This is a genomic window from Streptomyces sp. TAA204, assembly GCF_000424965.1.
Window position 1 is genome coordinate 91,348 of the sequence record NZ_AUKW01000009.1, and the last position, 25,211, is coordinate 116,558.

General features: G+C 73.3%; 18 protein-coding genes and 1 pseudogene. 9 read left to right on the forward strand and 10 right to left on the reverse strand.

Annotated features, from left to right (window positions below):
* Nucleotides 1–328: 328 nt before the first annotated feature.
* Entirely contained in the window at nucleotides 329–2,068 is a 1,740-nt protein-coding gene (locus tag H343_RS0115075) for a TIGR03767 family metallophosphoesterase (RefSeq protein ID WP_028431831.1), read from the forward strand.
* 90 nt (nucleotides 2,069–2,158) lie between these two features.
* Here H343_RS0115075 and H343_RS30785 read toward each other — a convergent pair whose 3' ends face one another.
* Nucleotides 2,159–3,166, reverse strand: a complete 1,008-nt coding sequence (locus tag H343_RS30785) for a LysR family transcriptional regulator (RefSeq protein WP_051265283.1) — start codon at nucleotides 3,164–3,166, stop codon at nucleotides 2,159–2,161.
* A 224-nt stretch (nucleotides 3,167–3,390) separates the two neighbouring features.
* On the opposite strand from H343_RS30785, the gene H343_RS0115085 reads away from it, so the two are divergent.
* On the forward strand, nucleotides 3,391–4,287 hold the full coding sequence (locus H343_RS0115085) for a DMT family transporter (protein WP_037903844.1): 897 nt from the start codon (nucleotides 3,391–3,393) through the stop codon (nucleotides 4,285–4,287).
* Between the two features lie 9 nt (nucleotides 4,288–4,296).
* Nucleotides 4,297–5,421, forward strand: coding sequence for a serine hydrolase domain-containing protein (locus tag H343_RS0115090; protein WP_028431833.1), 1,125 nt, complete (start codon nucleotides 4,297–4,299; stop codon nucleotides 5,419–5,421).
* 39 nt (nucleotides 5,422–5,460) lie between these two features.
* Here H343_RS0115090 and H343_RS0115095 read toward each other — a convergent pair whose 3' ends face one another.
* From H343_RS0115095 to H343_RS0115110, 4 genes are all read right to left on the reverse strand, one after another.
* A complete protein-coding gene (locus H343_RS0115095) occupies nucleotides 5,461–5,871 on the reverse strand; it encodes a VOC family protein (protein ID WP_028431834.1) in 411 nt (136 codons plus the stop codon).
* Between the two features lie 57 nt (nucleotides 5,872–5,928).
* Nucleotides 5,929–6,957 carry a hypothetical protein gene (locus H343_RS0115100; RefSeq protein ID WP_028431835.1) on the reverse strand — a complete coding sequence of 343 codons (1,029 nt, stop codon included), beginning with the start codon at nucleotides 6,955–6,957 and terminating at the stop codon, nucleotides 5,929–5,931.
* A 393-nt stretch (nucleotides 6,958–7,350) separates the two neighbouring features.
* A complete protein-coding gene (locus H343_RS0115105) occupies nucleotides 7,351–7,584 on the reverse strand; it encodes a hypothetical protein (RefSeq protein WP_028431836.1) in 234 nt (77 codons plus the stop codon).
* A gap of 85 nt (nucleotides 7,585–7,669) precedes the next feature.
* On the reverse strand, nucleotides 7,670–7,963 hold the full coding sequence (locus tag H343_RS0115110; protein ID WP_028431837.1) for a hypothetical protein: 294 nt from the start codon (nucleotides 7,961–7,963) through the stop codon (nucleotides 7,670–7,672).
* A gap of 636 nt (nucleotides 7,964–8,599) precedes the next feature.
* Between H343_RS0115110 and H343_RS0115115 the strand changes: the two genes are divergently transcribed.
* A complete protein-coding gene (locus H343_RS0115115) occupies nucleotides 8,600–11,920 on the forward strand; it encodes a glycoside hydrolase family 84 protein (RefSeq protein WP_486586909.1) in 3,321 nt (1,106 codons plus the stop codon).
* A gap of 104 nt (nucleotides 11,921–12,024) precedes the next feature.
* Here the strand turns inward: H343_RS0115115 and H343_RS0115120 are convergent, their stop codons facing one another.
* Complete coding sequence (locus H343_RS0115120) at nucleotides 12,025–12,564, reverse strand: HNH endonuclease (RefSeq protein ID WP_028431839.1); 540 nt, start codon at nucleotides 12,562–12,564, stop codon at nucleotides 12,025–12,027.
* A 329-nt stretch (nucleotides 12,565–12,893) separates the two neighbouring features.
* Here H343_RS0115120 and H343_RS30790 point away from each other — a divergent pair, with 329 nt between their 5' ends.
* The 5 genes from H343_RS30790 to H343_RS0115145 all read left to right on the forward strand — a co-directional run bounded on the left by H343_RS30790 (nucleotide 12,894) and on the right by H343_RS0115145 (nucleotide 19,128).
* Nucleotides 12,894–14,006 carry a mechanosensitive ion channel family protein gene (locus H343_RS30790; RefSeq protein WP_078505667.1) on the forward strand — a complete coding sequence of 371 codons (1,113 nt, stop codon included), beginning with the start codon at nucleotides 12,894–12,896 and terminating at the stop codon, nucleotides 14,004–14,006.
* Nucleotides 14,007–14,178: 172 nt separating this feature from the next.
* A complete protein-coding gene (locus tag H343_RS30795; protein ID WP_051265285.1) occupies nucleotides 14,179–15,459 on the forward strand; it encodes an ROK family transcriptional regulator in 1,281 nt (426 codons plus the stop codon).
* Entirely contained in the window at nucleotides 15,456–16,730 is a 1,275-nt protein-coding gene (locus H343_RS0115135; protein WP_028431840.1) for a 6-phospho-beta-glucosidase, read from the forward strand. Before H343_RS30795 ends, H343_RS0115135 begins: the two co-directional genes overlap by 4 nt.
* Nucleotides 16,721–17,746, forward strand: coding sequence for a BadF/BadG/BcrA/BcrD ATPase family protein (locus tag H343_RS0115140; RefSeq protein WP_028431841.1), 1,026 nt, complete (start codon nucleotides 16,721–16,723; stop codon nucleotides 17,744–17,746). Before H343_RS0115135 ends, H343_RS0115140 begins: the two co-directional genes overlap by 10 nt.
* Nucleotides 17,743–19,128 (forward strand): serine hydrolase domain-containing protein, encoded by a 1,386-nt coding sequence (locus tag H343_RS0115145; protein ID WP_028431842.1) that lies wholly within the window; start codon nucleotides 17,743–17,745, stop codon nucleotides 19,126–19,128. Before H343_RS0115140 ends, H343_RS0115145 begins: the two co-directional genes overlap by 4 nt.
* Nucleotides 19,129–19,153: 25 nt before the next feature.
* Here H343_RS0115145 and H343_RS0115150 read toward each other — a convergent pair whose 3' ends face one another.
* From H343_RS0115150 to H343_RS0115165, 4 genes and pseudogenes are all read right to left on the reverse strand, one after another.
* Nucleotides 19,154–20,557: an FHA domain-containing protein gene (locus tag H343_RS0115150; RefSeq protein ID WP_028431843.1), complete on the reverse strand. Its 1,404-nt coding sequence runs from the start codon at nucleotides 20,555–20,557 to the stop codon at nucleotides 19,154–19,156.
* Nucleotides 20,558–20,620: 63 nt separating this feature from the next.
* Nucleotides 20,621–20,900 (reverse strand): annotated as a pseudogene (locus tag H343_RS34255) (hypothetical protein); the annotation flags it as partial.
* Nucleotides 20,901–20,956: 56 nt separating this feature from the next.
* Complete coding sequence (locus H343_RS0115160; protein WP_078505728.1) at nucleotides 20,957–22,462, reverse strand: protein phosphatase 2C domain-containing protein; 1,506 nt, start codon at nucleotides 22,460–22,462, stop codon at nucleotides 20,957–20,959.
* 2 nt (nucleotides 22,463–22,464) lie between these two features.
* A complete protein-coding gene (locus H343_RS0115165) occupies nucleotides 22,465–25,062 on the reverse strand; it encodes a tetratricopeptide repeat protein (protein WP_037903942.1) in 2,598 nt (865 codons plus the stop codon).
* Between the last annotated feature and the right edge of the window lie 149 nt (nucleotides 25,063–25,211).

The following is a 25,211-nucleotide window of genomic DNA, read 5'->3' on the forward strand; positions in this document are numbered from 1 at the left end:
TGTCGTCGTTCGGCCATCCTTCCACGCGACTTGCGCACGCGCGGTGCACACGGGCGGTGCCCCTCCCCGCCGCGTCCCGGTGAGCCGTCCCTTCCCCGGCGGGTGAACAGCGGGTGAGCGGCGTGCCGCGACGCGGCGAGAGGGCGGCGAGAGGCCGGTGACCTGCGCACGAGGCCGTGATCCATGAACGGCGATGGGCGTGCCGCGTTCCGCCGTCGTTCAGCCGCACGCCACTCCCGGTGCCAAACATCCCTGGTGGGCGGGACCGTCCGCACGGCCCGGTCCCGCCGGCGCCCCGCGTCGCGTCCGTACCAGGAGAGGCTTCCGCATGCACCGCAGCAGCCGACCGCAGAACCGTCTGCTCCACCGCCGCACCCTCCTCGCCGCCGGCGCGGCCGGCACGGCCGCCGGGCTGGGAGCCGGCTGGGGGCTGAGCGACGGCACAGCGAGCGCCGGTCAGCCCGCACCGTCACGGACGGCCGGCGCCCGTGCCCCCCGGGCCCGGGCACGCGCGGCGGCGCCCGTCACCCGCGCAAGACCCCTCGCCCCCTCGCCGGAGGGCACCACGCTCAGTTCGGTGGCCACACCGCGCGGCCGGGGCGAGGGCGGATACCGGCGGCTCGGGGACGGTCCGGGCTGGAAGCGGGTCGTACGCACGGAACTCGCCCCGGCGGGAGGCCGGCGGGAGGAGACGCGGAAACCGCTGGTCTCGTTCGTTCAGTTCACGGATCTGCACATGGTCGACGTGCAGCACCCGCTGCGCTACGAGTATCTGCGGTCCGAGACGCAGAGCGCCTGGCGCCCGCAGGAGGCCCTGTCCGTCGCCGGCACCGTCTCGCTCGTCGAACGCGTCAACGGGCTGCGCGGCGGCCCGGCGACGGGCGAGCCGCTGTCCTTCGTGGTGACCACCGGCGACAACACCGACAACAACTGCCGTGCCGAACTCGACTGGTTCCTGACGGCGATGAGCGGCGGCCGCATCACCCCCAACACGGGCGACAGGACCGTCTACGAGGGCGTGCACGACAGCGGTCTGAAGATGTACTGGCAGCCCGAGGACGAACTGCGCGACGACGACAAGGAGTCGGGCTTCCCCCGGATCGATGGCTATCTGCGGGCCGCGATCCGGGACGTCGACAGCCCCGGACTGGCCCTTCCCTGGTACTCCACGTCCGGCAACCACGACTCCCTCCCGGGCGGCTGCTTCGCCGGCGACGGCTTCTTCACCGACTTCGCGGTCGGCGGCAGGAAGCTGATGCGGCTGGACTCCGAGGCCGCCGGAGCCCGGCTGTGGCGGACGGTCGAGGAGGGCGCGGACCCCAAGGGCGAGCAGTTCAAGGAGTTGCTGCGCTCACTGACGCGCTCCCGCGAGATGCGGTCGGTGACCGCGGACCCGGCGCGGGCGCCCTTCACACGGCAGGACTGGATACGCGCCCATCTGCGGCGGCGCCACGCGGGTGCGGGACCGGTGGGTCACGGCTACACGGAGGCCAATCTCGCCGAGGACAGGCTCTACTACACCTTCCGGGTCGCCGAGGGCGTGACAGGCATCAGCCTGGACACGACCCGGCGGGACGGCGGCTACGCCGGCAGTCTCGGCGAGACTCAGCTGAGGTGGCTGGAGCGCCGTCTGGGCGAGCAGCGGTCCGCCGGTGCGTACGTACTGCTCTTCAGCCATCACACCAGCACCACCACCCCCGAGGGCGGCGCCGAACTCCTCGCGCTGCTGCACGACAACCCGCACGTACTGGCCTGGATCAACGGCCACAGCCACAAGAACAGGATCAGGCCGCGCGGCACCTTCTGGGAGATCTCCACCGCCTCCCACATCGACTTCCCGCAGCTGGCGCGCACGGTGGAGGTGAGCGACAACGGAGACGGGACGCTGTCGCTGTTCACCACCCTGATCGAATCGGCGGCACCGGCACGCACCGACTACGGCGACCTCTCACGGACGGGACTGGCCTCCCTGTACCGGGAGTTGTCCTTCAACGCTCCCGGCGCGCGCCAAGGGCTGTCCGGTACCCCGACCGACCGCAACACCGAACTGCTGCTGCCCAAGCCGTAGGCGCACGAACGGTGGGCCGCCGCCCTGCGGGGGTCGGGCACGAAGGGCGGGAATCGGAGTGGGAGTGGGAGGGCGGCACCGCTCCGGCGCTCAGTCCCGCTCCTTCTGCGCGAGCGCGCTGACGCACGCGCGTACGGCCGGACTGGCGGCCGGGCTCATGACCGGAGCCCCTCCGGGCCCGGCTGCGGACCCTGAACCGGAACCGGCTGCGGACCCTGAACCGGACCCGGGCCCGGACCGTGAACCGGGCCCGGAGTCGCCGCCCGGGGCCCGCCATGCCGCCAGCACCTCGCGCCGCAGCCGGGGCCGTACGGGCACGAAACGCACCCCTCCGGGAGCGGGCCGCTGCCCCATCTCGGGCAGCAGCGCGACCGCCAGACCACGCGCGACGAGCGCGAGCTGTGTTGCGAACTCGGTGACGGTGTAGCGGACTTCGGGCTCGCCGCCGGCCGCGCGCACAGCCTGCACCAGCGCCTCGTACGGCTCCGTCCCGGCCGGACAGCTCGCCCACACCTGCCCGCTCAGCTCAGCGACGGCGACCGAGCCGCACCCGGCCAGCGGGTGCTCCTCGCTGAGCGCGAGGTGCACCTCCTCGACCGCGAGGGTGCGGGTGGCCAGTCCGGCGGGCAGGGTCAGCGGGCGGTTGGCCCAGCTCTCGACGAGCAGGAGGTCGAGGTCTCCGCGGGCAAGGAGCGGCACCATGTCGACGGCCTCGCCGTCCACCAGCGTGGGGACGAGCCGGGGGTGCGCCTCGGTGAGCGAGCCGAGTGCGTCCGGCAGCAGCGCCCGCAGCGAACTGCCCACACCTCCCAGGCGCAGCGGGCCGATGATCTCCTCGTCCAGGTCGGCCAGGTCCGACTCGGCCGCGTCCGCCTCGGCGACCACGCGGGACGCTCGTTCGGCGAGGACTCTTCCGGCGTGGGTGAGCCGCACGCTGCGCCCGTACGGTTCGAGCAGCCGGTGCCCCGACTCGCGCTCCAGCTTGCCCAGTTGCTGTGAGGCGCCGGACGGGGTGACGTGCAGCGCCGACGCGGCGCGGGCTACGGAGCCGTGCACCGCGACCGCGTGCAGCACGCGCAGCCGCTCCAGATTCAGCACGAGGGCAACGCTACACACGCCGGAGCATGTAGATGAAGGAGAGCTGACGAATACAGCTGAGGAATCGTCGCTTTTGCTTCTGCTTACGGGCAGGCAGAGTGACTGGCATGGCGACGACGGCACCCGGTCACGAAGAACGGGGAAGCGGCTCACGACCTCCGGGGGCACGCATCCCACACTCTGCGGAGGCACGCGGCGGACGGACGCCGCCCGGCCCGGCACTGATGATCGTCGCCGGAGCGGCGTGCACGTCCTCGTCCGGGATGTTCATCAAGCTCTCCGGTGTGAACGCCGGCACCGCCGCCTTCCTGCGCTGCGCGCTCGCCCTGGTGGTGCTGGCGCCGATGGCGTACGCGGAGTACCGCAGGCTGGGGCCGCGGCGGTCCCGGCTGCTGGGCCTCGACCTGGCAGCGGGCCTGCTGCTGGGCGTGGACTTCGTCTGCTGGGTGCACAGCATCCACGCTCTGGGGGCCTCCATGGCGACACTGCTGCTCAACGTCCAGCTCGTCGTCTTCCCGCTGCTGACGCGCTTCCTGACCGGTGCGCGGCTCGCACGGCGGTTCTGGCTGACCGCGCCCGTACTGCTGACCGGCGTCGCCCTGGCCAGCGGCGCGCTCGGACGGCCGGAACCCGGCAGCGACCCCCTCTCCGGTGCCCTGTTCGGAACGGCGGCGGGTGTCGCCTTCGCCGGATACCTCTTCCTCATCCGCCTCGGCGGGGACACCGGCCGGACCCGGGAACAGGCCCTGCCCGACGCACCGGCCGGGACACTCCCACGGCCGCACACGGTGCTGCCTGTCTGCGCGTCCACACTGTCGGCCGCCGTCGCCGCCGGCGTGGTGGGTTCCCTGTGGACGGGAGTCGACCCCGACCCCGGCTGGCCCGCCTGGGGATGGCTGATACCGGTGGCGCTGCTGGGCCAGGTGCTGGCCTGGCTGCTGATCAACCCGTCGCTGCCCCGCCTCTCCCCCGACAAGGGCGCGACGCTGCTGCTCCTTCAGCCTGTCCTCGCGCTCCTCTTCGGCGTCGGGTTCCTCGCCGAACGTCCCACTCCGACCCAGTACGCGGGCTGCGCTCTGATCGTCTTCGCCGTATGGCGCGCGAGCAGGCCCGATCACTAGAGTCTGCGCATGTCCGTGCGCACCACCGTCGTCACCCTGGTGGTCACCGCTGTGGCCGCCCTGTCCGTCAGCTCCTCCTCCGCCACCGAGGACGGGCACGGCGCGACACAGGACGCGATGGACGCCGAGGTCCGGCAGGCGGGCGCTCCCGGTGTGCTGGCGCAGGCAGAGGACGGCGCCGGGAAGTGGCACGGCACCGCCGGTGTGGCCGACCGCGGCACGCACCGTCCCCGCCTGGCCCAGGACAGGTTCCGCATCGGCAGCCTGACCAAGCCCTTCATAGCCGCCGTCCTGCTGCAGCTGGAAACCGAGAGGAAGCTGAGGCTGGACGACACCGTCGAACGGTGGCTGCCCGGCACGCTGCAGGGCAACGGGCACGACGGTTCGCGTGTCACCGTGCGCCAGCTCATGGGCCACACGAGCGGCGTGTACGACTTCACCGCCGATCCCCGCACGCACCGCACCTACTTCGGACAGGGCTTCCCCGCCCACCGCTACGACACGCAGACCCCCGCCGCCCTCGTACGGAAGGCGACCGCCCACCCGCCCTCCTCCACCCCGGGCACCGAGTGGCGCTACTCCAACACCAACTACGTGCTCGCCGGCATGGTCATCGAAGCGGCGACGGGGCGGCCGTACGCCCAGGAGGTCGAACGCAGGCTCATTCGGCCGCTGAAGCTGAGCGACACCTCGCTGCCCGGCACCTCCGCCCACATCCCCGGCCCGCACGGCCGCGCGTACTCCACCCTCTCCCGCTCCGGCCCGCACGCCCGGGTCCACGACGTCACCACCCTCAGCCCCTCCCTCGCGGGCGCCTCCGGCGAGATGATCTCCTCCACCGGCGACCTGGTGCGCTTCATGCGCGCGCTGCTGGCCGGGGACGTCCTTCCGCCCCGGCAGCTGGCGGAGATGAAGGACACCGTGCCCGCCGACGGGGGTGACCGCTACGGCCTGGGCCTGACCGAGCGGAAGCTCTCCTGCGGAACGACGGTCTGGGGCCACGAGGGCACCATCCAGGGCTCACGCTCGGCAGCAGTCACCACACCCGACGGCACGCACACCGCGGCTTTCAACATCAACGGCGACTGGGCGGGCCGGACGGGCGCCTTGATCGAGGCAGAGTTCTGCGGCTAGCGCTGTGGCCGGGACCTCGCAGGCGGGTGCCGGTACGCATCACGCCCCGTGCCGGAGCGCTTCCTCGTCGATCTCGGCGACGGGCGTGGAGACGTCGACCAACTGCCCGTTCGGGTCCTTGATCAGCATGCTGCGCTGCCCGTAGAAGGTGTTGCGCGGCGGCTCGACGACGTCACGACCCTGCTCCAGCGCAGCCGCGTACACCCCTTCGACGTCGTCCACGACGAAGGTGAGGATCGTGCCCGAGGGAGCACCCCGGTACGCCTCGGGGACGAGTTCGTGGTCCCGGCGCCAGATGCCCAGCTCCATCGCGGCGTTCTCCGGGTCCTGAAGGCAGACGAACCAGTCGCTGTCGTAGACGGCGGACATGCCCAGCAGCCCGGTGAAGAAGTCGCGTGTCTCGGGGAGCCGGTCGGAGAGGACGCTGGCGAAGGCTCGGTTCACAGTCATGCGCCCACGGTAGGACGGAGGCCGTCGCTCCCCCCGTACCGCGGTCCCGTGCCCCCCTCAGCGGGGCAGCACGATCACGTACTCGGCCGGTTCGCGTTCGACGGCGGTCATCAGCGCGGTACGCACGATCGCGGCCTGCTGCTCCAGCGCATCGCGCAGCTTGTGCGGAGTGAGGTGGACGACCGTGATGCCCAGCCCTTCCAGTACCTCGCGCTTGCGGGCGTACTCCGACCACTGCGTCTCACCGTCGTGCCGGTGCGCACAGGTGTCCAGTTCGACGGCGACGGCCTGCCCGGGCCAGTAGGCGTCGACGCCGCCGAGGCAGGGCCCGCCGGGCAGGCGCAGATCGACGTTCCAGCTGGGCTCGGGCAACCGGTGGCGGAAGACCATCTCATACAGACGTCCCTCCGCCAGGGCACGGTCCTCAGCCGTCAGTACCGCGACGGCGTCCCGCACGTGCGGGCGTCCCAGGAGCCGTGCCCGCGTCAACTCCCCCACGACCGCTTCCGCTTCGCAGTGGCCGCCGCGTACCGACTCCACCAGCAGCCGGCCCACGACACCCGCGTCCGCGAGCTGCGCGACCGTGTCGGCGAGGGCACGGGGCACGGGAGCGACGGGCAGGCCCGTGACCTCGTCGGGCTCCGGGAGCTGCTGCCCGCGGATGATGTGGACACAGCCCGTGGAGCGCAGTCCGCGGGTCCGCGGCACCAGTACGTCGATGCGGTCCAGGGCGCGCAGGGAGGGGGCGCCGGTGAAGCCGTGCAGGGTGAGCGCCGCGAGACCGGTGATCATCGCCTCCGGCGGGCCGACGAGGCCGGTTCCGTGCTGGGCGGGAATCTGCCCCGGCTGCTCCTCCGCGTACAGCAGTGCGGCGTGCAGCCGCTCGTCGCTGGTCGGCGGGCCTGGGTGCAGCAGGTAGACACCGGGGAGCAGCAGCTGCCAGGGGCCGCCGGGCCGGCAGCGCTCGTCGGCCGCGAGGGCGGAGACTCCGTGCTCGCGCAGGGCACGCGTGGTCAGTACCCGGTGCTGGGGAGCGGCGGTGAGATGGCTCAGGGGGCGAGGGGAGAGCGGGATGTTGTACGTCATGCCGGGGCGATTCCCACCGCCGTACCTGCTTCCACCCTCTGTTACGAGCCCGTCGACAAACCCGGACAACCCTGCCCTAAAGTACGGACGTTCGAGTGCCGATCAGGTTCACTCACCGGGAACGCTGACGGACCGGCGCGGCTCCCCCGGGCGTGAGCACGGGCAGGGCGCGCGGTACCGGTCCGGCGCAGCGGAGGCCGGGGAACCGGAGAGGCGCGGAAAGGCACGGAAGGCGCGCACGGGACGGCGGCCGGGAACGGCATGACCGGCGTGAAGGACGGCGAACCGGACGCCGCGTGGGAAGCCCTCACCATGAGGAGCCGCGGTCAGAGGACCGCGGGGCGGGGGACAGTGGCGCCGCGGAACGGAGTCGTCCGCCCCGCAGCCGCCCCGTCAGCTGTGTTTCTTCCTGCCGCCGAGCATCACGAGGCCGGCGATCACCACGTAGAGGGCGATCGGGGCGGCCACGAACAGGCCGAGCGTCTCGATGACGCTCAGCCCGGGCCCCGGGTCGTCGCCGTCGTCGCGGGTGAGCGCGAAGGCGGGGGTCGACGGCAGCAGCATCAGCGAGGCGCCGACGGTGACAGTGCCGGCGCGCAGTGTGTTCTTGAAGACCTTGTTGCTCACCCGGCCAACATATCGGACGGGTGAGGGCGCCGTCCCTCCGGGTCTCCCCGGGTCCGGCGCCGGCGGCTCAGCCGGCCGCCGCCGGTCAGATGTCCGCGCTGTCCGTGCCGAAGCCGATTCCGGTGGGCTCACTCGTCAGCGGCAGTTCGGCGACGGGCGGTTCGCTGGTGAGGGGTGCGACGTCGGCGAGAGGGGGTTCGGAGGTGAGCGGCGCCTCGGAGCAGCCGCAGTAGCACGAGCCGTCAAGTCCGGAGTCGGGATCGGACACACCGGACAGGACTACCGGCTCGTGCCCCTGTTTGGAGAGCACCTGCTGTTTCAGAAGCACCTGTTGGGGGAGCGGGTCGGGGGCGGAGAGAAGTTCGGCGGATGCGGCCACGGCGTGCCTCCGTAAGTTGTCGTCGGACGGTCAGAAGGGGGCCCTACCCAGTCGAGCCGGGCGCAGACGTCCTCGGGGCCGGAACGTGTTCGAGGTCACGCTTGCCGAGGCAGGCGATTTGCCCGTACGGGTCGGTGGGAGACGAACGGGCGCCGGGATTTCGGGGCATCTCGCGCAAAATTTTACAGGCCACCCGTCGAAGGTCACCAGGCGACGGGCACATCGCGGCTCTCCGCTCCCGCCCGTCCCCTCTCACCGCCCTCTCTCCGTCCTCCCGCTCCCCCTCCGTCCGGGCCTCGCCGCCCTGGCGTCACGCTGCGTCCGCCGGGCATGACGCGCAGGGGCCGCGCCCGTACGGAACGGTGAGCGATGCACCGGTCACTGTCCGCGCCCGTTGCCCCTCGTCTCCCTCCTCCCCTCCCTCCTCCATTCCCTCCCGTCACGCACGGCGCGGAACCGGACGGGCCGCGGACTGCGTCCAGCCCCCGACGAGTCCCAACCGTTCGCGTCCCGGCACCACTTCGGGTGGTTTCGCGTTGACACGCCCACCGCGGCGGTGATGGGCTCGCCCGGCAGGGACTGACGTGACGGCGCAGCGAAGCGGCGATGTGTGATTCGGGCGTCGGGGAGGACGTGGTGGGCGCAGCGGCGCACGGCAAGAGAGCGGGACGGCGAGCGGGCGCGGGCGCGCTCACGGCAGCCGTCATCGGCGGACTGCTCGGCGGCGCGTCCACCGCGCAGGCCGCTCCCACGCCCGGTCCGGACGGCCCGTCGGCGGACACGCCCGACAGCCAGGCCGACGCTCAGGGGGCGACCCCGTCCGTGTGGCCACGGCCCCAGTCGCTGGACGGGCGAGGCTCTTTCGTGCCCGTCGGCCGTGACGTCACGCTCGTCGCCGAGGAAGGCACCGACGGTGCCGCACTGGACGCCCTGCGCGCGGCCCTGCGGGAGGCGGGCGCCCGCAGCATCGAGGAGGCGCGCCCGGGACGGCAGCTCCCCGGCCGGGGGCTGATCGTGCGTGCGGACAGCCGCCGGGGCAGCACCCACGCCGCCGACGCGCTGCGCGCGCTGAAGGCTCCGGACCGCGGCGACCTGCCGCGCGGCGGGTACCGGCTGGCGGCCGGCCGTGCCGGCGACCGTGACACCGTCGCACTCGAAGGCGCCGACGGGCCCGGCCTGTTCAACGCCGTGCAGACTCTGCGGCAGCTCGTCACCGAGGAGGACGGCAGCCGCGGCTTCGCGGGCGTGACCGTACGGGACTGGCCCACCGCCGCCGTGCGGGGCACCACCGAAGGCTTCTACGGACCCTCCTGGTCCCAGCAGGAGCGGCTGGAGCAGCTCGACTTCCTCGGCCGCACCAAGCAGAACCGCTATCTCTACGCCTCTTCCGAGGATCCGTACCGGCAGTCGGCCCACTGGCGTGACCCGTATCCGGCAGCGCAGCGCGCCGATTTCCGCGCGCTGGCGGAGCGCGCCCGGCGCAATCACGTGACACTCGGCTGGGCGGTCTCACCGGGGCAGGGGCTGTGCTTCTCCTCCGAGGAGGACCGCAGGGCGCTGCTGCGGAAGCTGGACGCGATGCGGGCGCTGGGCTTCTCGGCCTTCCAACTGCGCTTCGAGGACGTCAGTTATAGCGAGTGGCACTGCGACCAGGACGCGCGCGCCTACGGCTCGGGTCCGCGCGCCGCCGCACGCGCTCAGGCCGAGCTGGCCAACGCGGCCGCCCGTCATCTCTCCGAGCGCCACCCGGACGTGGAACCGCTGTCCGTGATGCCGACCGAGTTCTACCAGGACGGTGCCACCGCCTACCGCTCGGCACTCGCCGAGAAGCTGTCGCCGGACGTGCAGGTCGCCTGGACGGGTGTCGGTGTCGTGCCGCGCACGATCACCGGCGGTGAACTGGCCGCCGCGCGCTCCGCGTTCCGGCAGCATCCACTGGTCACCATGGACAACTACCCCGTCAACGACTACGCGCAGGACCGCGTCTTCCTCGGTCCCTACCGCGGACGGGAGCCGGCCGTCGCTGCCGGATCGGCCGCCCTGCTGACGAACGCGATGAAGCAGCCGACCGCTTCCCGCATCCCGTTGTTCACAGCCGCGGACTACGCCTGGAACCCGAAGGACTACGACCCGCAGAAGTCGTGGAACGCGGCCATCGACGCGGTGTCCGTCCCTTCCGCCGGGCAGGGCGGCTCCGCCGGGCGCGGGAGCGCGCGGGAGACGCGCGCGGCCGTGCACGCGCTCGCCGGCAACGACGCCTCCTCCGTGCTCGGCGGTGAGGAGTCGGCATATCTGCGCCCGCTGCTGGCCGAGTTCTGGGCCGCGTACGAGAACGCCGCCGGCCCCGGGGAGGACTCCGGGCAGAAGCGGCTGCGCGAGGCCGCGGACGGTCTGCGCGGCGCCTTCCGCGCGATGCGCACCGCGCAGGACCGGGTGCCCGCCGCCCTCGGCCGCGAAGTACGCCCGTGGCTGAAGGAGCTGGCCCGGCGCGGCGAGGCGGGCGAGGCGGCCGTGACGATGCTGACGGCGCAGGCACGCGGCGACGGCGGCGACGCCTGGGACGCGCGGCTGGAGCTGAAGAAGCTGCACGCCGGCGGCGAGAAGGGCTCCGCGGTGGTCGGCAAGGGCGTGCTCCGGGAGTTCGAGAAGCGGGCCCTGAAGACGTCCGACAGCTGGTCCGGTGTACGCCGAGAGGCATTCGGCGACCACACGGCGCACGGCGGTCCCGCCGCACGCCCGGGCGCTCCCGTCGGCTCCGCCGTCGACGGTGATCCGGACACCGCCTACCGGGCGGAATCCGCCCCGGCGACCGGCTACTTCGCACCCCCCAGTGCCCTGCCCGGGGCCTCACTGCCCGGCGGGTTCGCAGCGGACCCGACGGGGCCACCGGACGCAGCGGAGAAACCGGACGCACCGGCCTCGCCCGGAGCGCCCGGCCACGGGCCGTCCGGCAGCCGGGGCGGCAGCTCCTCCAGCACCCCCGCACTCACCGTCCGCCTGCCCGAGCGGCGTCCCCTGGAGGCGGTCACCGTGCAGACGGGCCCCGGCTCCGGCACGCGCGCCCGGGTCGAGGCGCATGTACCGGGCGGGGGCTGGCGGTCCCTGGGCCCGCTCTCCGGCAGCGGCTGGACCCAGCTCGACGGCGACGGGCTGCGGGCCGACGCCCTGCGCCTGGCCTGGTCCGAGGAGTCCGGCGAACCGGTCGTGCACGAGATCACCCCCTGGTACGCCGACACCCCGGAAGCCTCGCTCTCCCTGTCGAGGGACGAGATCTACGCCCCCATCGGCGGCGGCAGCGGCGAGGTGACCGCGCGGGTGCGCGCGCACCGCCCGTCCGACGTACGCGGCCGGATCACCGCCGAGGCCCCCGACGGCTTCACCGTGCGCAGCCCGGACCGTACGGACGTACCGCGCGGCGGCACGGCGGAGGCGGACCTGGAGATCACCGCCGACGACTCCGTCGAGCCCGGCAGCCACCGGATTCCGGTCTCCTTCGGCGACGAGCGGCGCACCCTGACCGTTCGCGCCTTCCCGCGGACCGGCGGGAAGGATCTCGCCCGTGACGCGGAGGCGTCCTCGTCGGCCGACGAGACCCCGGACTTCCCCGCCTCGGCCGTCAACGACGGCCGCGGGAGCACCCGCTGGTCCTCACCCGCCGAGGACGGCGAGTGGCTCCAGCTGAAGCTGCGGAAGCCGGCACGCCTGGGTGAGCTGGTGCTGCGCTGGCAGGACGCGTACGCCGAGAAGTACCGCGTCCAGGTCTCCCCGGACGGCAAGCGCTGGCGTACCGCCGCGACGGTGCGGGACGGCAGGGGCGGCCGGGAGGTGGTCCGGATGGACGCGCCGGAGGACACCCGCTACGTCCGTGTCCAGGGCGACAAGCGCGCGACCCGCTACGGCTACTCGCTGTGGTCGGTCGAGGCGTATGCCGTACGGGAGGACGCCCCCGGCAGGTGACCGCGGAGCGGCACGAGGGGCAGCGCGGGCGCCGCACAACGCTCCGCGGGGCGCACCGCCCCGCGGAGAGGCGCACGGACCCGCGGAAACAACGAAGCCCGGTCTCAGGCAGTTGCTCTGCCTTCGATCCGGGCGAGGGCGTCGTCCGCGCCGTACGGCTGTAGGTACGGCATCCAGCGCGGGTCTCGGTGTCCCGTGCCGATGATCCTCCAGGCGAGGCCGGAGGGCGGTGCGGGTTGATGGCGCAGCCGCCAGCCGATCTCGGCGACGTGACGGTCCGCTTTGACATGGTTGCAGCGGCGGCAGGCGGCCACCACGTTCTCCCAGGTGTGCTGTCCTCCGCGGCTGCGCGGAATGACGTGGTCGACGCTGGTCGCGACGCCCCCGCAGTACGCGCAACGGCCACCGTCGCGGGCGAACAGCGCCCGGCGGGTGAGCGGAACGGTGCCCCGGAAGGGCACCCGCACGAACCGCTTCAGCCGGACCACGCTGGGTGCGGGTATGACGCGGGTCGCGCTGCGCATCAGGGAGCCGGACTCCTCGAGACTGACCGCCTTGTCATTGAGCACGAGGATGAGCGCACGACGCAGCGGTACGACACCGAGCGGCTCGTACGACGCGTTGAGGACCAGGACATGCGGCACGGTGCCTCCTTGTACGTCTGCGGCGCGTGGCTCGCGCCGGGACGATCTGCTCTCAGTGTGTCCCGTGCCCTGGTCATTCCGCCACCACGACCGGGTAACGCACTGAGCGTGTTTTCAACCACACCCCTGGCTCCTCGCGGCCCGCCCGCCCCGCGCGCGAACAGTCACGACGGTCGCGGACAGTCGTCCGCGCGCGGCCGCGGGCGGCCGGAAAACGCTCCTTCCGAGCAGTGCGGGCGTTTGTGAAGGCCCTGCGCCATTAGTGTGGTTGCCGCGTTCCGCGCTCTGCTGACGGCGGACGAAGTCACCCCGCACGGAAGGGTTCTGCTGTGTTCTGGCTGATCGGCTCCGCTCCTTCGTCGACGCTCGCGGACGGCCCCGGGGACGCCGGAAGAGACAGCGGACCGAAAGGCCCCGCCTCGCTGGACGAGGCCCATCAGTCGGCCCTCGACGTGGCCGGATGGATCGAGGCGAACTGGTCGACGTGGCTGGCCGTCGGCCTGCGCATCCTGCTCATCGCGGTCTTCGCGATCCTGCTGCGGTACGTGATACGGCGCTCCATCACCAAGCTGATCGAACGCGTGAACCGCAGGGCGGAGGCCGCCGACAGCGGCAACGCGCTGCGCGGCCTGCTCGTCAGCGGCGAGCGGCGGCGGCAGCGCTCCTCGGCGATCGGCTCCGTGCTGCGCAACATCGCCTCCTTCGTGATCATGGGGACCGCCTTGCTCATGGTCCTCTCCGACCTCGGCATCAATCTCGCCCCGCTGCTGGCCAGCGCCGGTGTCGCGGGTGTCGCGCTCGGCTTCGGGGCACGCGACGTCGTCACGGACCTGCTGGCCGGCATCTTCATGCTGCTGGAGGACCAGTACGGCGTCGGTGACCGCATCGACGTCGGCGAGGTCTCCGGCACCGTCCTGGAGATCGGGCTGCGGGTGACGCAGCTGCGCGGCGACGGCGGCGAGATCTGGTACATCCGCAACGGCGAGATCAAGCGGGTCGGCAACCTGAGCCAGGGCTGGGCGACGGCCGCCCTCGACGTACAGGTGCGCTCCGGCGAGGACCTGGACGAGGTGCGCTCGGCCATCGTCACCGCGGGCGGGGAGCTGGCCCGCAGCGAGCCCTGGGACGAGCAGCTGTGGGAGCCGGTCGAGGTGCTCGGGCTGGATTCGGTCACACTCGACTCGATGGTCGTCCGTGTGTCGGCCAAGACCATGCCGGGCAAGGCGCTGGGCGTGGAGCGGGAGCTGCGGTGGCGCATCAAGCGGGCGCTGGACCGCCGCGGCATCGAGAGCGTGGACGAGGAGGCGCTGGCGCTGGAGGCGGCCCGCGCGCAGCAGCCGGACGCGGGCGCCCTGGCGGGCCCGAACGGTGCATCCGGTACGGCCGCAGCGGAAGGCCGCGACGGCGGCGGGAACGTACCGCTGCAGAAGGCACGGAGCTGAGCACCGCTCCCCGCACCCCGGCCCCGCCCGGGCCGCGCCTGCCCTTCGGGACTGCCTCCCATTGACGCCCCCGAGCGCGGGGCTCTACTGTCCGGCGTAATCGGAAAGATTCCTAACAGTGCCCTCTGGGGTGCCGCCCCGGCGCCCGGCACGCTCGGGGCGGAGGCAGCCGATGGCCGGGATGACGCCGGGGACCCCGCGTGTGCTGCGGGCGATGAACGACCGCACCGCCCTCGATCTGCTGCTGTCGGAAGGCCCCCTCTCACGCGGCCGCGTCGGCAGGCTCACCGGGCTGTCGAAGCCGACCGCGTCCCAGCTGCTGGCCCGTCTCGAAGCGGCCGGACTGGTCGTCGTCACCGGCAGCAGCGAGGGCCGCCCCGGGCCGAACGCCCAGCTGTACTCCGTCAACCCGGACGCCGCCCACGTCGCCGGGGTGGACGTCACCGCCGCCCGTGTCCTCGCCGGGGTCGCCGACATCACCGGCCGCGTGACCGGCACCTTCGAACTGCCCACGCCGCGGGACCGCGCCGCCCGGGGCAGCGTGAAGCGGCGGCACAGCACGGCGGAGCAGCTCGTACAGGCCGTGGAAGGGGCCGCCGAGGCCGCCGGTGTGCGCCTGGCCGGTCTGCACCGCGTCGTCATCGGCACACCCGGCGCGTTCGACCCCGGAACGGGACGCCTGCGCTACGCCTCGCACCTGCCGGGCTGGCATTCCCCCACGCTGCTGGAGGAGTTGGCCGCCGCGCTGCCGGTGCCCCTGGACTACGACAACGATGTGAACCTCGTCGCCGTCGCCGAGCAGCAGTTCGGCACGGCAGAGGGCCACGAGGACTTCGTCCTGCTGTGGAACGAGGAGGGGATCGGTGCCGCCCTCGTCATCGGCGGGCGCCTGCACCGCGGCCGTACCGGCGGCGCCGGCGAGGTCGGATTCCTGCCGGTGCCCGGCACCCCGCTCGTACGCGACCCCGCGCACCTCAACAGCGGCGGCTTCCAGGCGCTTGCCGGTGCCGGCGCGGTGCTGCGCTGGGCCCACGAACTGCGCCTGCCCCACGCCCCGGACGGAGCGGTGCACGAGGAGGCAGCCGGGCTGATCGCCCGCGCCGCCGTCGCGGCGGAGGGCGAGGGCGGTCACGGACCGCACGGTGAACTGCTGCGCCGCTTCGCCACCGGCACCGCCGTCGGACTGGCTTCCATGGTCGCCGTGCTCGACCCGCAGCTGATCGTCCTCGCGGGCGGCCTGCTCACCGCGGGCGGTGCGGCGCTGCGGGAGCTCGTACGGGCGGAGCTGAGCGAACTCGCCGTCCCCAGGCCCGCGATGCGGCTGAGCACCGTCACCGGACATCCCGTGCTGCACGGCGCGCTCGCGAGCGCGCTGGCCACGACCCGCGACGAGGTCTTCGACACCTCCCTCACCCCTGGCACCGGCACCGGAAGGACATCGCACACGACATGAGAATCGCAGTGGTCGGCGGCGGCTCCACCTACACGCCCGAACTCATCGACGGCTTCGCACGGTTGCGCGACACCCTGCCCGTCCGCGAACTGGTGCTCATCGATCCGGCGACGGACCGGCTGGAGCCCGTCGGCGGCCTCGCACGCCGCATCTTCGCCGCGCAGGGCCACGACGGCGAGATCGTCACCACCACCGACCTCGACGCCGGGATCGCGGACGCCGACGCGGTACTGCTGCAACTGCGCGTCGGCGGCCAGGCGGCCCGGCTCAAGGACGAGACCTGGCCGCTGGAGTGCGGCTGCGTCGGGCAGGAGACGACCGGCGCCGGGGGGCTGGCCAAGGCGCTGCGCACCGTGCCCGTCGTGCTCGACATCGCCGAACGTGTGCGCCGCACCAACCCCGGCGCGTGGATCATCGACTTCACCAACCCGGTCGGCATCGTCACACGGGCGCTGCTGCAGGCGGGACACAAGACCGTCGGGCTGTGCAACGCGGCGATCCACCTGCAGCGCAAGTTCGCCGCGCTGCTTCAGGTGCCCCCGGAGGCGGTCCACCTCGACCACTACGGACTCAACCACCTCACCTGGGAGCTGGGCGTGCGGCTGGGCGGCCCCGGCGGCGAGGACGTCCTCCCCCGGCTGCTCGACGAGCACGGCGAGGCCGTGGCGGAGCATCTGCGGATGCCGCGCCGCCTCCTGGACAGGCTCGGTGCCGTCCCCTCGTCCTATCTGCGCTACTACTACGCGCACGACGAGGTCGTGGAGGAGCTCGGTACGAAGCCGTCCCGGGCGGCGGAAGTGGCCGCGATGGAACGCGAACTGCTGGAGATGTACCAGGACCCCGCGCTGGCGGAGAAGCCGGCGCTGCTGAGCAGGAGGGGCGGCGCCTTCTACTCGGAGGCCGCCGCGGCGCTGGCGGCGTCGCTGCTCGGTACGGGCGGCGGACCCGGCCCGGACGTACAGGTCGTCAACACCCGCAACGACGGCACCCTGCCCTTCCTCCCCGACGACGCGGTGATCGAGGTTCCCGCCACGGTCGGCGGCGGGGGCGCCCGCCCACTGCCCGCGCCGGAGATCGGCCCGCTGCAGACGGGTCTGATATCCCACGTGACCGCCTACGAGAACCTCGCGCTGGAGGCCGCACTGCACGGCGGGCGCGACAGGGTCTTCGCCGCGCTGCTGGCCCACCCCCTCGTCGGGCAGTACGCCACTGCCGAAGCGCTGACGGACAGGCTGCTCGCCCACAACCGGGAACATCTGGCGTGGGCGTGACCTCGGCGTGCGTCGCCGTCGACGCGGGCAACACCAAGACGGACGTGGCAGTGGTCGCCCCGGACGGAACCGTCCTGGGCAGCGCCCGCGGTGGCGGGTTCCGCCCGCCCGCCGTCGGCGTCGAGGCAGCCCTCGACTCTCTCTGGGAGACGGTCTCCCTCGCTCTGGCCGATGCCGGAGCCGGGCCCGACGGGGAGAGCTGCCGCGAGGCGGAAGAGCCGCCACTCGCGCACGTCTCGGCCTGCGTCGCCAACGCCGACCTGCCGCGCGAGGAGCGCGAACTGGCGGCCGTCCTCACCGCGCGCCGCTGGGGCCGCACCACACACGTCGCCAACGACACCTTCGCCATCCTGCGTGCCGGGCTGCCGGACGACGGCACGGTCCGGCACGCGGTCGCCGTCGTCTGCGGCGCGGGCATCAACTGTGCGGGCCAGGACGGCACAGGCCGCACCCACCGCTTCCCCGCACTCGGCGCACTCTCGGGAGACTTCGGGGGCGGAGGCGGACTGGCCGCCGAAGCGCTCTGGCACGCCGCACGCGCGGACGACGGCCGCGGCGAGCACACACAGCTCGCCCGCGCGCTGCCCGAGCACTTCGGGCTGCCGTCCATGTACGCCCTGATCGAGGCCCTGCACATGGGCGACCTGCCCGGCGCCCGCACACATGAGATCGCGCCGCTGCTGTTCACCGTCGCCTCCGGGGGCGACGAGGTCGCGCGCCGGCTCGTACGCCGCCAGGCCGAGGAGATCGTCACGATGGTGACGGTCACGCTGGCCCGCCTCGGACTGTGGGAGAGGGCGACCCCCGTCTTCCTGGGCGGAAGCATCGCCGCGGCCCGTCACCCTCTGCTGCACGGCCACCTCCTGCGGGAGCTGGCCGCCGCCGCGCCGCACGCCCGGCCGCAGGTCGTCACCGCACCGCCCGTCCTCGGCTCGGCACTTCTCGGCCTCGACCACGCGGGCGCACCACCGAACGCGCACGCGCGGCTGCGCGCGCACTACACGGTGCCGACATGACGGGAGTGCCACGGGCTCTGCACGAGCTGGACGAACGCTGCACGGCAGCGCTCGCGGAACACGGCTGCCCGTCGGTCTCGGTCGCCGTGGCCGAAGAGGGCGAGGTCGTCCTCGCCGAGGCGTACGGCTGGGCGAACGTCGCAGCGAGGCTTCCGGCCACGCCTCGCACCGCATACGCGCTCGCCTCCGTCACCAAACCGGTGACGGCGACCGCCGTCTGCGTCGCGGCCGATGAGGGGCTGCTGGACCTGGAGACGCCCGTACAGACCGTGGGCGAGCACGGCCCGGCCGGGGGCGAGCATGCCGGGTGGGGCCTTCCGACAGTGCGCCAACTACTCATGCACCGGGGCGGGCTGGGCGCTCACTACGACTTCCACTACGGCGGCGGCAGAAGCCGGCTCGACGCGGACCGGTACGCCGTGCTGTACCGCAGGCCGGGCAGCGGCTTCGAGTACTCCAACCTCGGATACCGGCTTCTGGGCCGGGCGCTGGAGTCGGCGGCCGGACGGTCGCTGGAGGAGTACGTCCGGGACCGGGTCTTCGAACCGCTCGGGCTCACGGGCTGCCGTCTCGGCCCCTCCTATCCCGTGCCGGATGCGTCAGCGGTCCGCTACACGGCCGACGGCCGGCCCTATCCCGCGGTCTGCGGCTCCAGCCATCCCGGGGCGTCGCTGGGCTGGGGCACGGCGCCGGAGCTGGCGCTCTTCGCGCAGTCCCGCGACAGTCTGCTGCGCCCGGAAACCGCCGCCGCCACGCTCGATGCGCTGCCCGTCACCCCGCACCTGGGCTACGGACTGGGCTGGTGCGTGTCGTCGGGCGACGGGCCCGTGCTGCTCAGCCACGGCGGCGGCATGGGCGGTGTGGCGGCGATGACGGTGGCCGTGCCCGATCAGAGGCTCTCGGTCGCGGTGCTTTCCAACTCCACCGGGAAAGCGGCACGCGACGCTGTCGTGCGGTACGTGCTGGGCGAGCTGGTCCCCGGCTTCAGGGTCGAGCAGATCACTCCGGCCCGACCCGTCGCGCACACCCCGGTGGGCCTCCCGCAGGGCACTTGGGCGGGCAGCATCCGCACACCCGAGGGGGAGGTTCCGGCAACGCTGCGCGTGCTGGCGGACAGCCGGACCGAACTGCGGCTGGAGCACGACGGTGCTCTCGGCTTCGCGTCCGCTTCCGAGGACCGCGATCTGCGCGTGCTGCTCCCGCTGCAACTGCCCACTGCCGATGCGAGGATCAACAGCCCCATGCTGGGGCTGGAGCTCCGTGCCCGCAGCGGAGGTCTGAGCGGCGTCGCACGCGCCTGCGGAAACGGCGAGCGGGGAGTCAACCGACAGGGGTGGCTGAGCAATCTGCTCAGCCACCCCTGCGAGTTGACTCCGCGCTGAACGGTTCCCGAGGGGGCCGTCCGCGCTACGTACGGTGCACGGTGATGGTCGTCCACGCACCGACGTGAACGCGGTCGCCGCTCTTGAGCGGGACCGGCACGAACGGCTGGATGGGGTCCTCCGCGCCGTTGATCGTGGTGCCGTTGGTGGAGTTCTGGTCGACCACCGACCAGCTCCCGTCGGGCTGCTGGACGAGCACGGCGTGCTGGTGCGAGACGCCCGGGTCCTCCGGAGTACGCGCAAGGTCGATGTCGGGCGCCTCACCGGTGGACTGGCGGCGGCGGCCGATGGTGAGCTGGCTGCCGTTCAGGGGCAGCTGCTGCTCCGGGGAGTACGCGGGCAGGTTGAGGCTCGACGCCTCCGGACCGCTGCGGTCCATCATCGCGGTGAAGTACTCCCGGTCGGGCGCGATGACGGCCACCCACTCCCCCGTGGCCTGCCCGCCCTGCTGCTGCATGGCCTGCTGCTGCATCGCCTGGACGGGGCCGGGCTGGCCCTGCGGAGGAGGCGGGCCCTGCTGCTGGGAGTGGAAGGACTGGGGCGGGCCCTGCTGCTGTTCGTGCTGTGCCGGTGCGCCGGGGGAAGGGATCATCCAGTCGCCGCTGGGGGGTGAGGGCTGCTGCGGACCGCCCGGTCCCGGGCCGGGGCTCTGGCCGGGGAACCCGCCGTGGCCGCCCGGTGCGGGCGGCTCCGAAGTGAGCGGTTCCGCGGGCCGGTTCACCTGGGAGAGGCCCGAGTTCTCATAGTCGTACTGCCCCTGCCCCTGCCCCTGGCTTTGGCCTCCGCCGGGGAACGGCGGAGGCGGGGGCGGACCCTGCTGGTGCTGCGGCGCGTACGGACCCGGGGGCGGCTGCTGACCGGGACCGCCCTGCGGCGGCGGCCCGGGAGGGCCGGGAGGGCCGGGCTGGTTCTGCTGACCGGGAGGGCCGGGCTGACCGAACTGACCCGGCTGACCGAACTGGCCGGACTGGTTCTGCTGGCCCGGCTGGCCCGGCTGGCCCGGCTGCGGGAAGCCGCCGGGCTGCGGCGGGTTCGCCGGGGCGAAGTTGGTCGGCGTGTTCGTGAGGAAGTTGTAGCGGCAGGCTTCGCAGAAGGGCGCATGCGACTCACGTGGGGTACCGCACTGGGGACACGACTCGCCCTGCGGCTGCCCGCCGGGCGCACCGGGTCCGCCCTGCGGGCCGGGGCCGGCGGAGGGGGGTCCGGGATAGCCGTAGCCCTGCTGCGGGGGCGCGGAGGGGCCGGGAGCGCCGGGCGCACCCGGCGCGGAGGGCGGCCCCGGGTAGCCGTAGCCACCTCCGGGAACCGGCGGGGAGGGCGGCGGCGGGACGGCACCGGCCGGCGCGGCCGATGCGTCGGCCATGCGGTGACCGCATACCTCGCACCAGTCGTCAGCGGCCGACTGGTGTCCGTTCGGGCAAGTCGGCATGGTGAGTGCCTCCCCCTCGTACTCCTCGACTCCGTACCTGCGGTACGTCCCTCGCGGGCTCCGTCACTTCTTCGCGCGGACCGTCTTCGTGGACCGCGTCTCCAGTGTCATCTCATCTGCCTCGGCGACCTTCGCCTTCAGCCGAACAGTACCGCTCGCGGCGTCGACCACGTCCACCACCTTCGAATGCAACTTCGAAATATCCGCATTTCCGGACCCGGTCGCCGACTGCACGGCGCGGCACAGTTCCGCCCTCGCACCTCCTTCGTCGCGGCTTGTGCGGTTCCGGTCCCCACCGGACGGGCGAGGCGGACTCCACCTGCCCCGTACGGTGCGCGACCTGCCGTCGACGGGGCAGCGGGGCCAGGGCGCGGGCGGCGCTTCGTGCAGCCGCCTGTGTCAGACCGGTACGCCCCCTCCCGGGACGGGGAAGGGGACGACGGCCACCGTGACGTTGTCGTGGCCCCCGCCGTCGAGGGCGTAACCGACGAGTCGCTGCGCGGACTGGAGCGGACGGGTACGGGCGTCGGCGGGCACCGCCGCCGCCATCGCCCCGGCGGACTCGGCGTAGTTCCACAGCCCGTCCGTGCAGACGACCACGACGCCCGGACAGTCCGGCTTGAACGAAGCGGTGTGCGGCTCGATCTCGTACGCGTCGGCCCCGAGCCAGCCGGTGATGGCGTGCGCACGGGCGTCCGCGTAGGCCTCGTCCTCGTTCATCAGGCCCGCCGCGACCATCTGCGCAGCCCAGGAGTCGTCCTCGGTCAGACGGGCGGCGGGTGCGGTGCGGTCCTCGGGAACCCAGTACGCGCGGCTGTCACCGATCCACCCGACGGTGAGGATGCCGTCCGCCGTGAGCGCGCTGACGATCGTGCACGCGGGGGCGTTCTTCGACGGCTCGTTGGGGCCCTCCGCTGCGAGCGCGGTGACCGCCTGTGCGGCGGCGAGCAGGGCGTCGTGCATGACCTGCTGCGCGGACGTTCCCTGCGGGAGCGCCTCACGCATCGACGCGCTCGCAGCCCGGGACGCGGCGGCTGAGGCGTCGTCGGGACGGGTCGCAGAGGAGACTCCGTCGCAGACCACGGCGATGGTGGCCGGGGAGCCGTGCGCCGTCACCGCCTCGTACAGGGCGAAGTAGTCCTCGTTGCGGTGGTGGCGCAGTCCCCGGTCGCTGGCCGCGGCGACGCTGGGCAGTTCGCCCTCCATGTGGTCGCGTTCGCGCGGCTGTTCGTGCCCGCAGTGTTCGCAGTAGCCGGCACCGTCGACAGCCCCGGTGCCGCAGGCGACACAGCGCGGCACGGCCCCCGACGGGGCGGAGGAGCGCGGAGGGTGTTCGGCGTCGATGAGCGCGCGCAGGGCGCTGCCCGGCGTCCCGTTCTCAAAGCCCGCCTCCGGCGCGGGCAGTGCCTCGCCCCCGGGTACGTCGTCCAGCACGACCCGGGGGTCGGTGGTACGGGGGTCCGCCGCGGTGGGGCCCGGTGCCTCGCCCGGCTCTCCGTAGGGCTGTGGCTGCGGCTGCGGCTGCGGCTGCGGCTGCGGCTGTGCGTACGGCTGCTCCGGGGCGGCGGGGTGCTCCGGCGGGGCGGGTACCTCCTGCGCGGGGGGCAGCGTGAAGTCCGGCTCGTTCGGGGCGGCCGCCGCCGGAGGTACCCCGGGAGGGGCCGCAGGCGGTGCGGGAGGCGCCACGGGAGGTGCGGGGGGCGGCCCGGGAGGTGTCACGGGCGCCCCGGGAGGTGCCACGGGAGGTGCGGGCGGTGCAACAGGCGGTGCGGGCGGCGGCCCGTCGTGACCGGCACCGGGCCCCGTGCGCACCGCTGTCAGGTCGGCACCGCACATGCCGCAGAAGCGGTCACCTGCCTCGAGCGGCTCGGAGCAGCTCGGGCACGCGGACAGTTGATCAAGCATCGTCACACCCACGTCCTGGGGCGGAATCGGTTTGCCCGTTCCACCAGTTCGATCCTCTCGGTGCCGGACTGCGCGAGCCGGGCGAGCAGCCGGTACGAGCGTTCCAGCCCGCTGCGCAGGCCCTTCTCGTCCAGCGAGCTGCCGAGCAGCGGCTCGGGCCGCGCGGGAGCGGGGCCGGGAGCAGCCCCGTTGCGGCCCGCGAGCACCCAGTCCAGCGCGCTGCCCAGTACCTCTGTGGTCAGCGTCTCCCTGCGCGGGGCGTCGAGCCCGACGTCCCGCAGCCGCTCGACCTGGTGCGCCGCGGCGTACAGGTCCTCGAGCAGCGGTTCGTGCGGTGCGCGCTGCCTGATGCGCGCACGTACGGCCGCGATACGCGCGGCCGTGAAGTGGATGGACGCCTCCGGCACGGACTCCAGTGCCGTGACCGCGCCGTGCCGGTCGCCCGTGGCGAGCCGTACGCGCGCGAGTCCGAAAGCGGCACTGACGAAGGCGCGGTCGGCCGTCCAGACCAGGCGGTAGAACTCGGCCGCGTTGTCCAGCTGTCCGAGCTGCTCGGCGCAGACCGCCAGCGCGAGCTTGGGCGCCGGTTCGCCGGGGAAGGCGTCGTAGACCGCGTCGAACGCGTGCGCGGCGGTCTCCCGGTCCCCGGTGACGAGCGCCGCCAGCCCACGGTGCCACACCACCCGCCAGTCCTCGGGGTGGCGTGTCTCCAGCCGGTCCAGGGCTTCGGCGACGGCGTTACGGTCCTTTGCGCCTTCCAGCTCCAGACGCGCCCGCAGTTCGCGCAGCCGCAACTCGACGGAGTCACCGGGCGCCCCGTGCAGGGCGCTGATCAGTTCGTCGGGCGCCGACGCGGGCAGTCCCGCGAGGAAGTTCGCGTTGGGATCGTCCGGGTCGGTGCGCGGCACCGGCAGGGCGAGAGCCGTGGCACGCAGCGGCAGCCGTGCGGGATGTACGGGGTGTACGGGCCCCGCCTCCTCCGGCCCGGAGCCGGAGGGGTCCGGCGGGACGGGCGGCGCGTGCTCCGTCAAAGCGGTGGCCACCACACGCGGTTCGGGGCCGAAGAGCGTGGAGACCGCCGGCCGTGGACGTTCCGTCCGCAGCGCGACGACCTCACGCAGCACTCCTGTCAGCTGCTCGGACATCTCGGCGGCGGAGGCGAATCGGCGCTGCCGGTCGGGGTCCGTCGCGCGTACCAGGAAGCGGTAGAAGGACTCGTACCGCTGGAAGACCTCGACGCTCTGCGGCTCGGGCAGGCTGTCCGCGTGGACGTTCGCGCAACCCTGGAAGTCGAAGGTGAGCACGGCCAGCGTGCGGGCCACCGTGTAGAGGTCGGAGGCGACCGAGGGCCCCAACCGTGCGACTTCCGGCGCCTGGTAGCCGACGGTTCCGTAGATCGGGCTCTCGAGGTCGCCGGCACGCCGCACCGCGCCCATGTCGATGAGCTTGAGCCGGTCCTCCTGCTGGATGGCGTTGTCGACCTTGAAGTCGCAGTAGAGCAGGTTCCGGCTGTGCAGGTGCCCCAGCGCGTCGAGCGCCTCCAGACCGTACGCGCAGGCCTGCTCGACAGGGACCGGATCGCGCCGGCCGGCCGCGTTGCGGCGGCCGTTGGCGATCTGCTTCAGGGACTTCCCACCGACGTACTCCATGACGATGTAGCCGTCGAGACTGCCGGTGCGCGGGTCGAGGTGTTCCACGAAGTTGTAGATGCGGACGATGTTGGAATGCTCGATCTCCGCGAGGAAGCGCCGCTCCGAGATCGCGGCAGCCATGGCGTCCTGGTCGCCCGTGTCGAGCAGGCCCTTGAGCACGACCCAGCGGTCGGAGACGGCGTGGTCGGCGGCCAGGTAGATCCACCCGAGCCCGCCGTGTGCGAGGCAGCCGGCGACCTCGTACTGACCGTGCACCACATCCCCCGGCCGCAGCTTGGGCACGAAGGAGTACGGGTGCCCGCACCCGGTGCAGAAGCCTTCGGTCCGTCCGGGCCTCTCCCCGCGCGAACGCCCCACCGCGACGCCGCACCCACTGTTCCCGCAGAACCGCTTGCGCTCGGGCACCTCCGGATCGTCCAGCACGACGGTGCCAGGGTCGGCCTTCGGGACCGGCGGTACGGACACCAGGCCGGCACCGAGCTTCGCGCGGCTCGAACCGGTCGCGGACGAGCGGGAGCTGCGTACCGAAACGGCGCGGGCGGTGCCCGGCCGTGACCGCCCCTGGGAGAGCCGGCCGGAGACCGAACGCCGCGACGACCGCGAGCGCGCGGACGAACGGGCGGACGAACGGGCGGACGAACGGCCGGACGGACGGGCGGAGTCGGCGGCTGACGTCACTCCCGGACCCGACGCCGGGTCCGACGCCGGTCCCGACGCCGGCGCAGTCGGTGCGGAATCCCGCTCAGGCGCGGCGTCCGGTCCGGCAGTCTCTGCGGCGGCCGCTCCCGCCGTCCCGCGTATCGCGCTCGTCACCCCGGTCGGGGCGGAGCCGAGCATGCCGCCCGGTGCGACGACGGGCGCCAGCCCGCAGGTGTCACAGCACAGCTCCGCGCTGTCCGTGCCGTCGTAGCGTCCCTCGCAACCGGGGCGCTGACAGGGTTTGTTCAGGGCCGACTCCGAGGCCGGGCCGGCGGTCGGCTCCGGGGCCGGGCCGGCGGCCGAGCCGAGGGCCGGGCGGCCACCGGGAGCGGTGGCGGCGTCTGGCGGTGTGGCGACGCCGGGTGCACCTGTGCCCGGGAGCTCCGCTCGTCCCTGCG

Coding starts and splice junctions, on each gene's coding strand:
- H343_RS0115100 (WP_028431835.1), bottom strand. CDS start 6,957: ATGACGTACAACATCCCGCTCTCCCCTCGCCCCCTGAGCCATCTCACC.
- H343_RS0115160 (WP_078505728.1), bottom strand. CDS start 22,462: ATGCTTGATCAACTGTCCGCGTGCCCGAGCTGCTCCGAGCCGCTCGAG.
- H343_RS0115075 (WP_028431831.1), top strand. CDS start 329: ATGCACCGCAGCAGCCGACCGCAGAACCGTCTGCTCCACCGCCGCACC.
- H343_RS0115135 (WP_028431840.1), top strand. CDS start 15,456: ATGAGAATCGCAGTGGTCGGCGGCGGCTCCACCTACACGCCCGAACTC.
- H343_RS0115145 (WP_028431842.1), top strand. CDS start 17,743: ATGACGGGAGTGCCACGGGCTCTGCACGAGCTGGACGAACGCTGCACG.
- H343_RS0115090 (WP_028431833.1), top strand. CDS start 4,297: ATGTCCGTGCGCACCACCGTCGTCACCCTGGTGGTCACCGCTGTGGCC.
- H343_RS0115085 (WP_037903844.1), top strand. CDS start 3,391: ATGATCGTCGCCGGAGCGGCGTGCACGTCCTCGTCCGGGATGTTCATC.
- H343_RS30795 (WP_051265285.1), top strand. CDS start 14,179: ATGGCCGGGATGACGCCGGGGACCCCGCGTGTGCTGCGGGCGATGAAC.
- H343_RS0115095 (WP_028431834.1), bottom strand. CDS start 5,871: ATGACTGTGAACCGAGCCTTCGCCAGCGTCCTCTCCGACCGGCTCCCC.
- H343_RS0115150 (WP_028431843.1), bottom strand. CDS start 20,557: ATGCCGACTTGCCCGAACGGACACCAGTCGGCCGCTGACGACTGGTGC.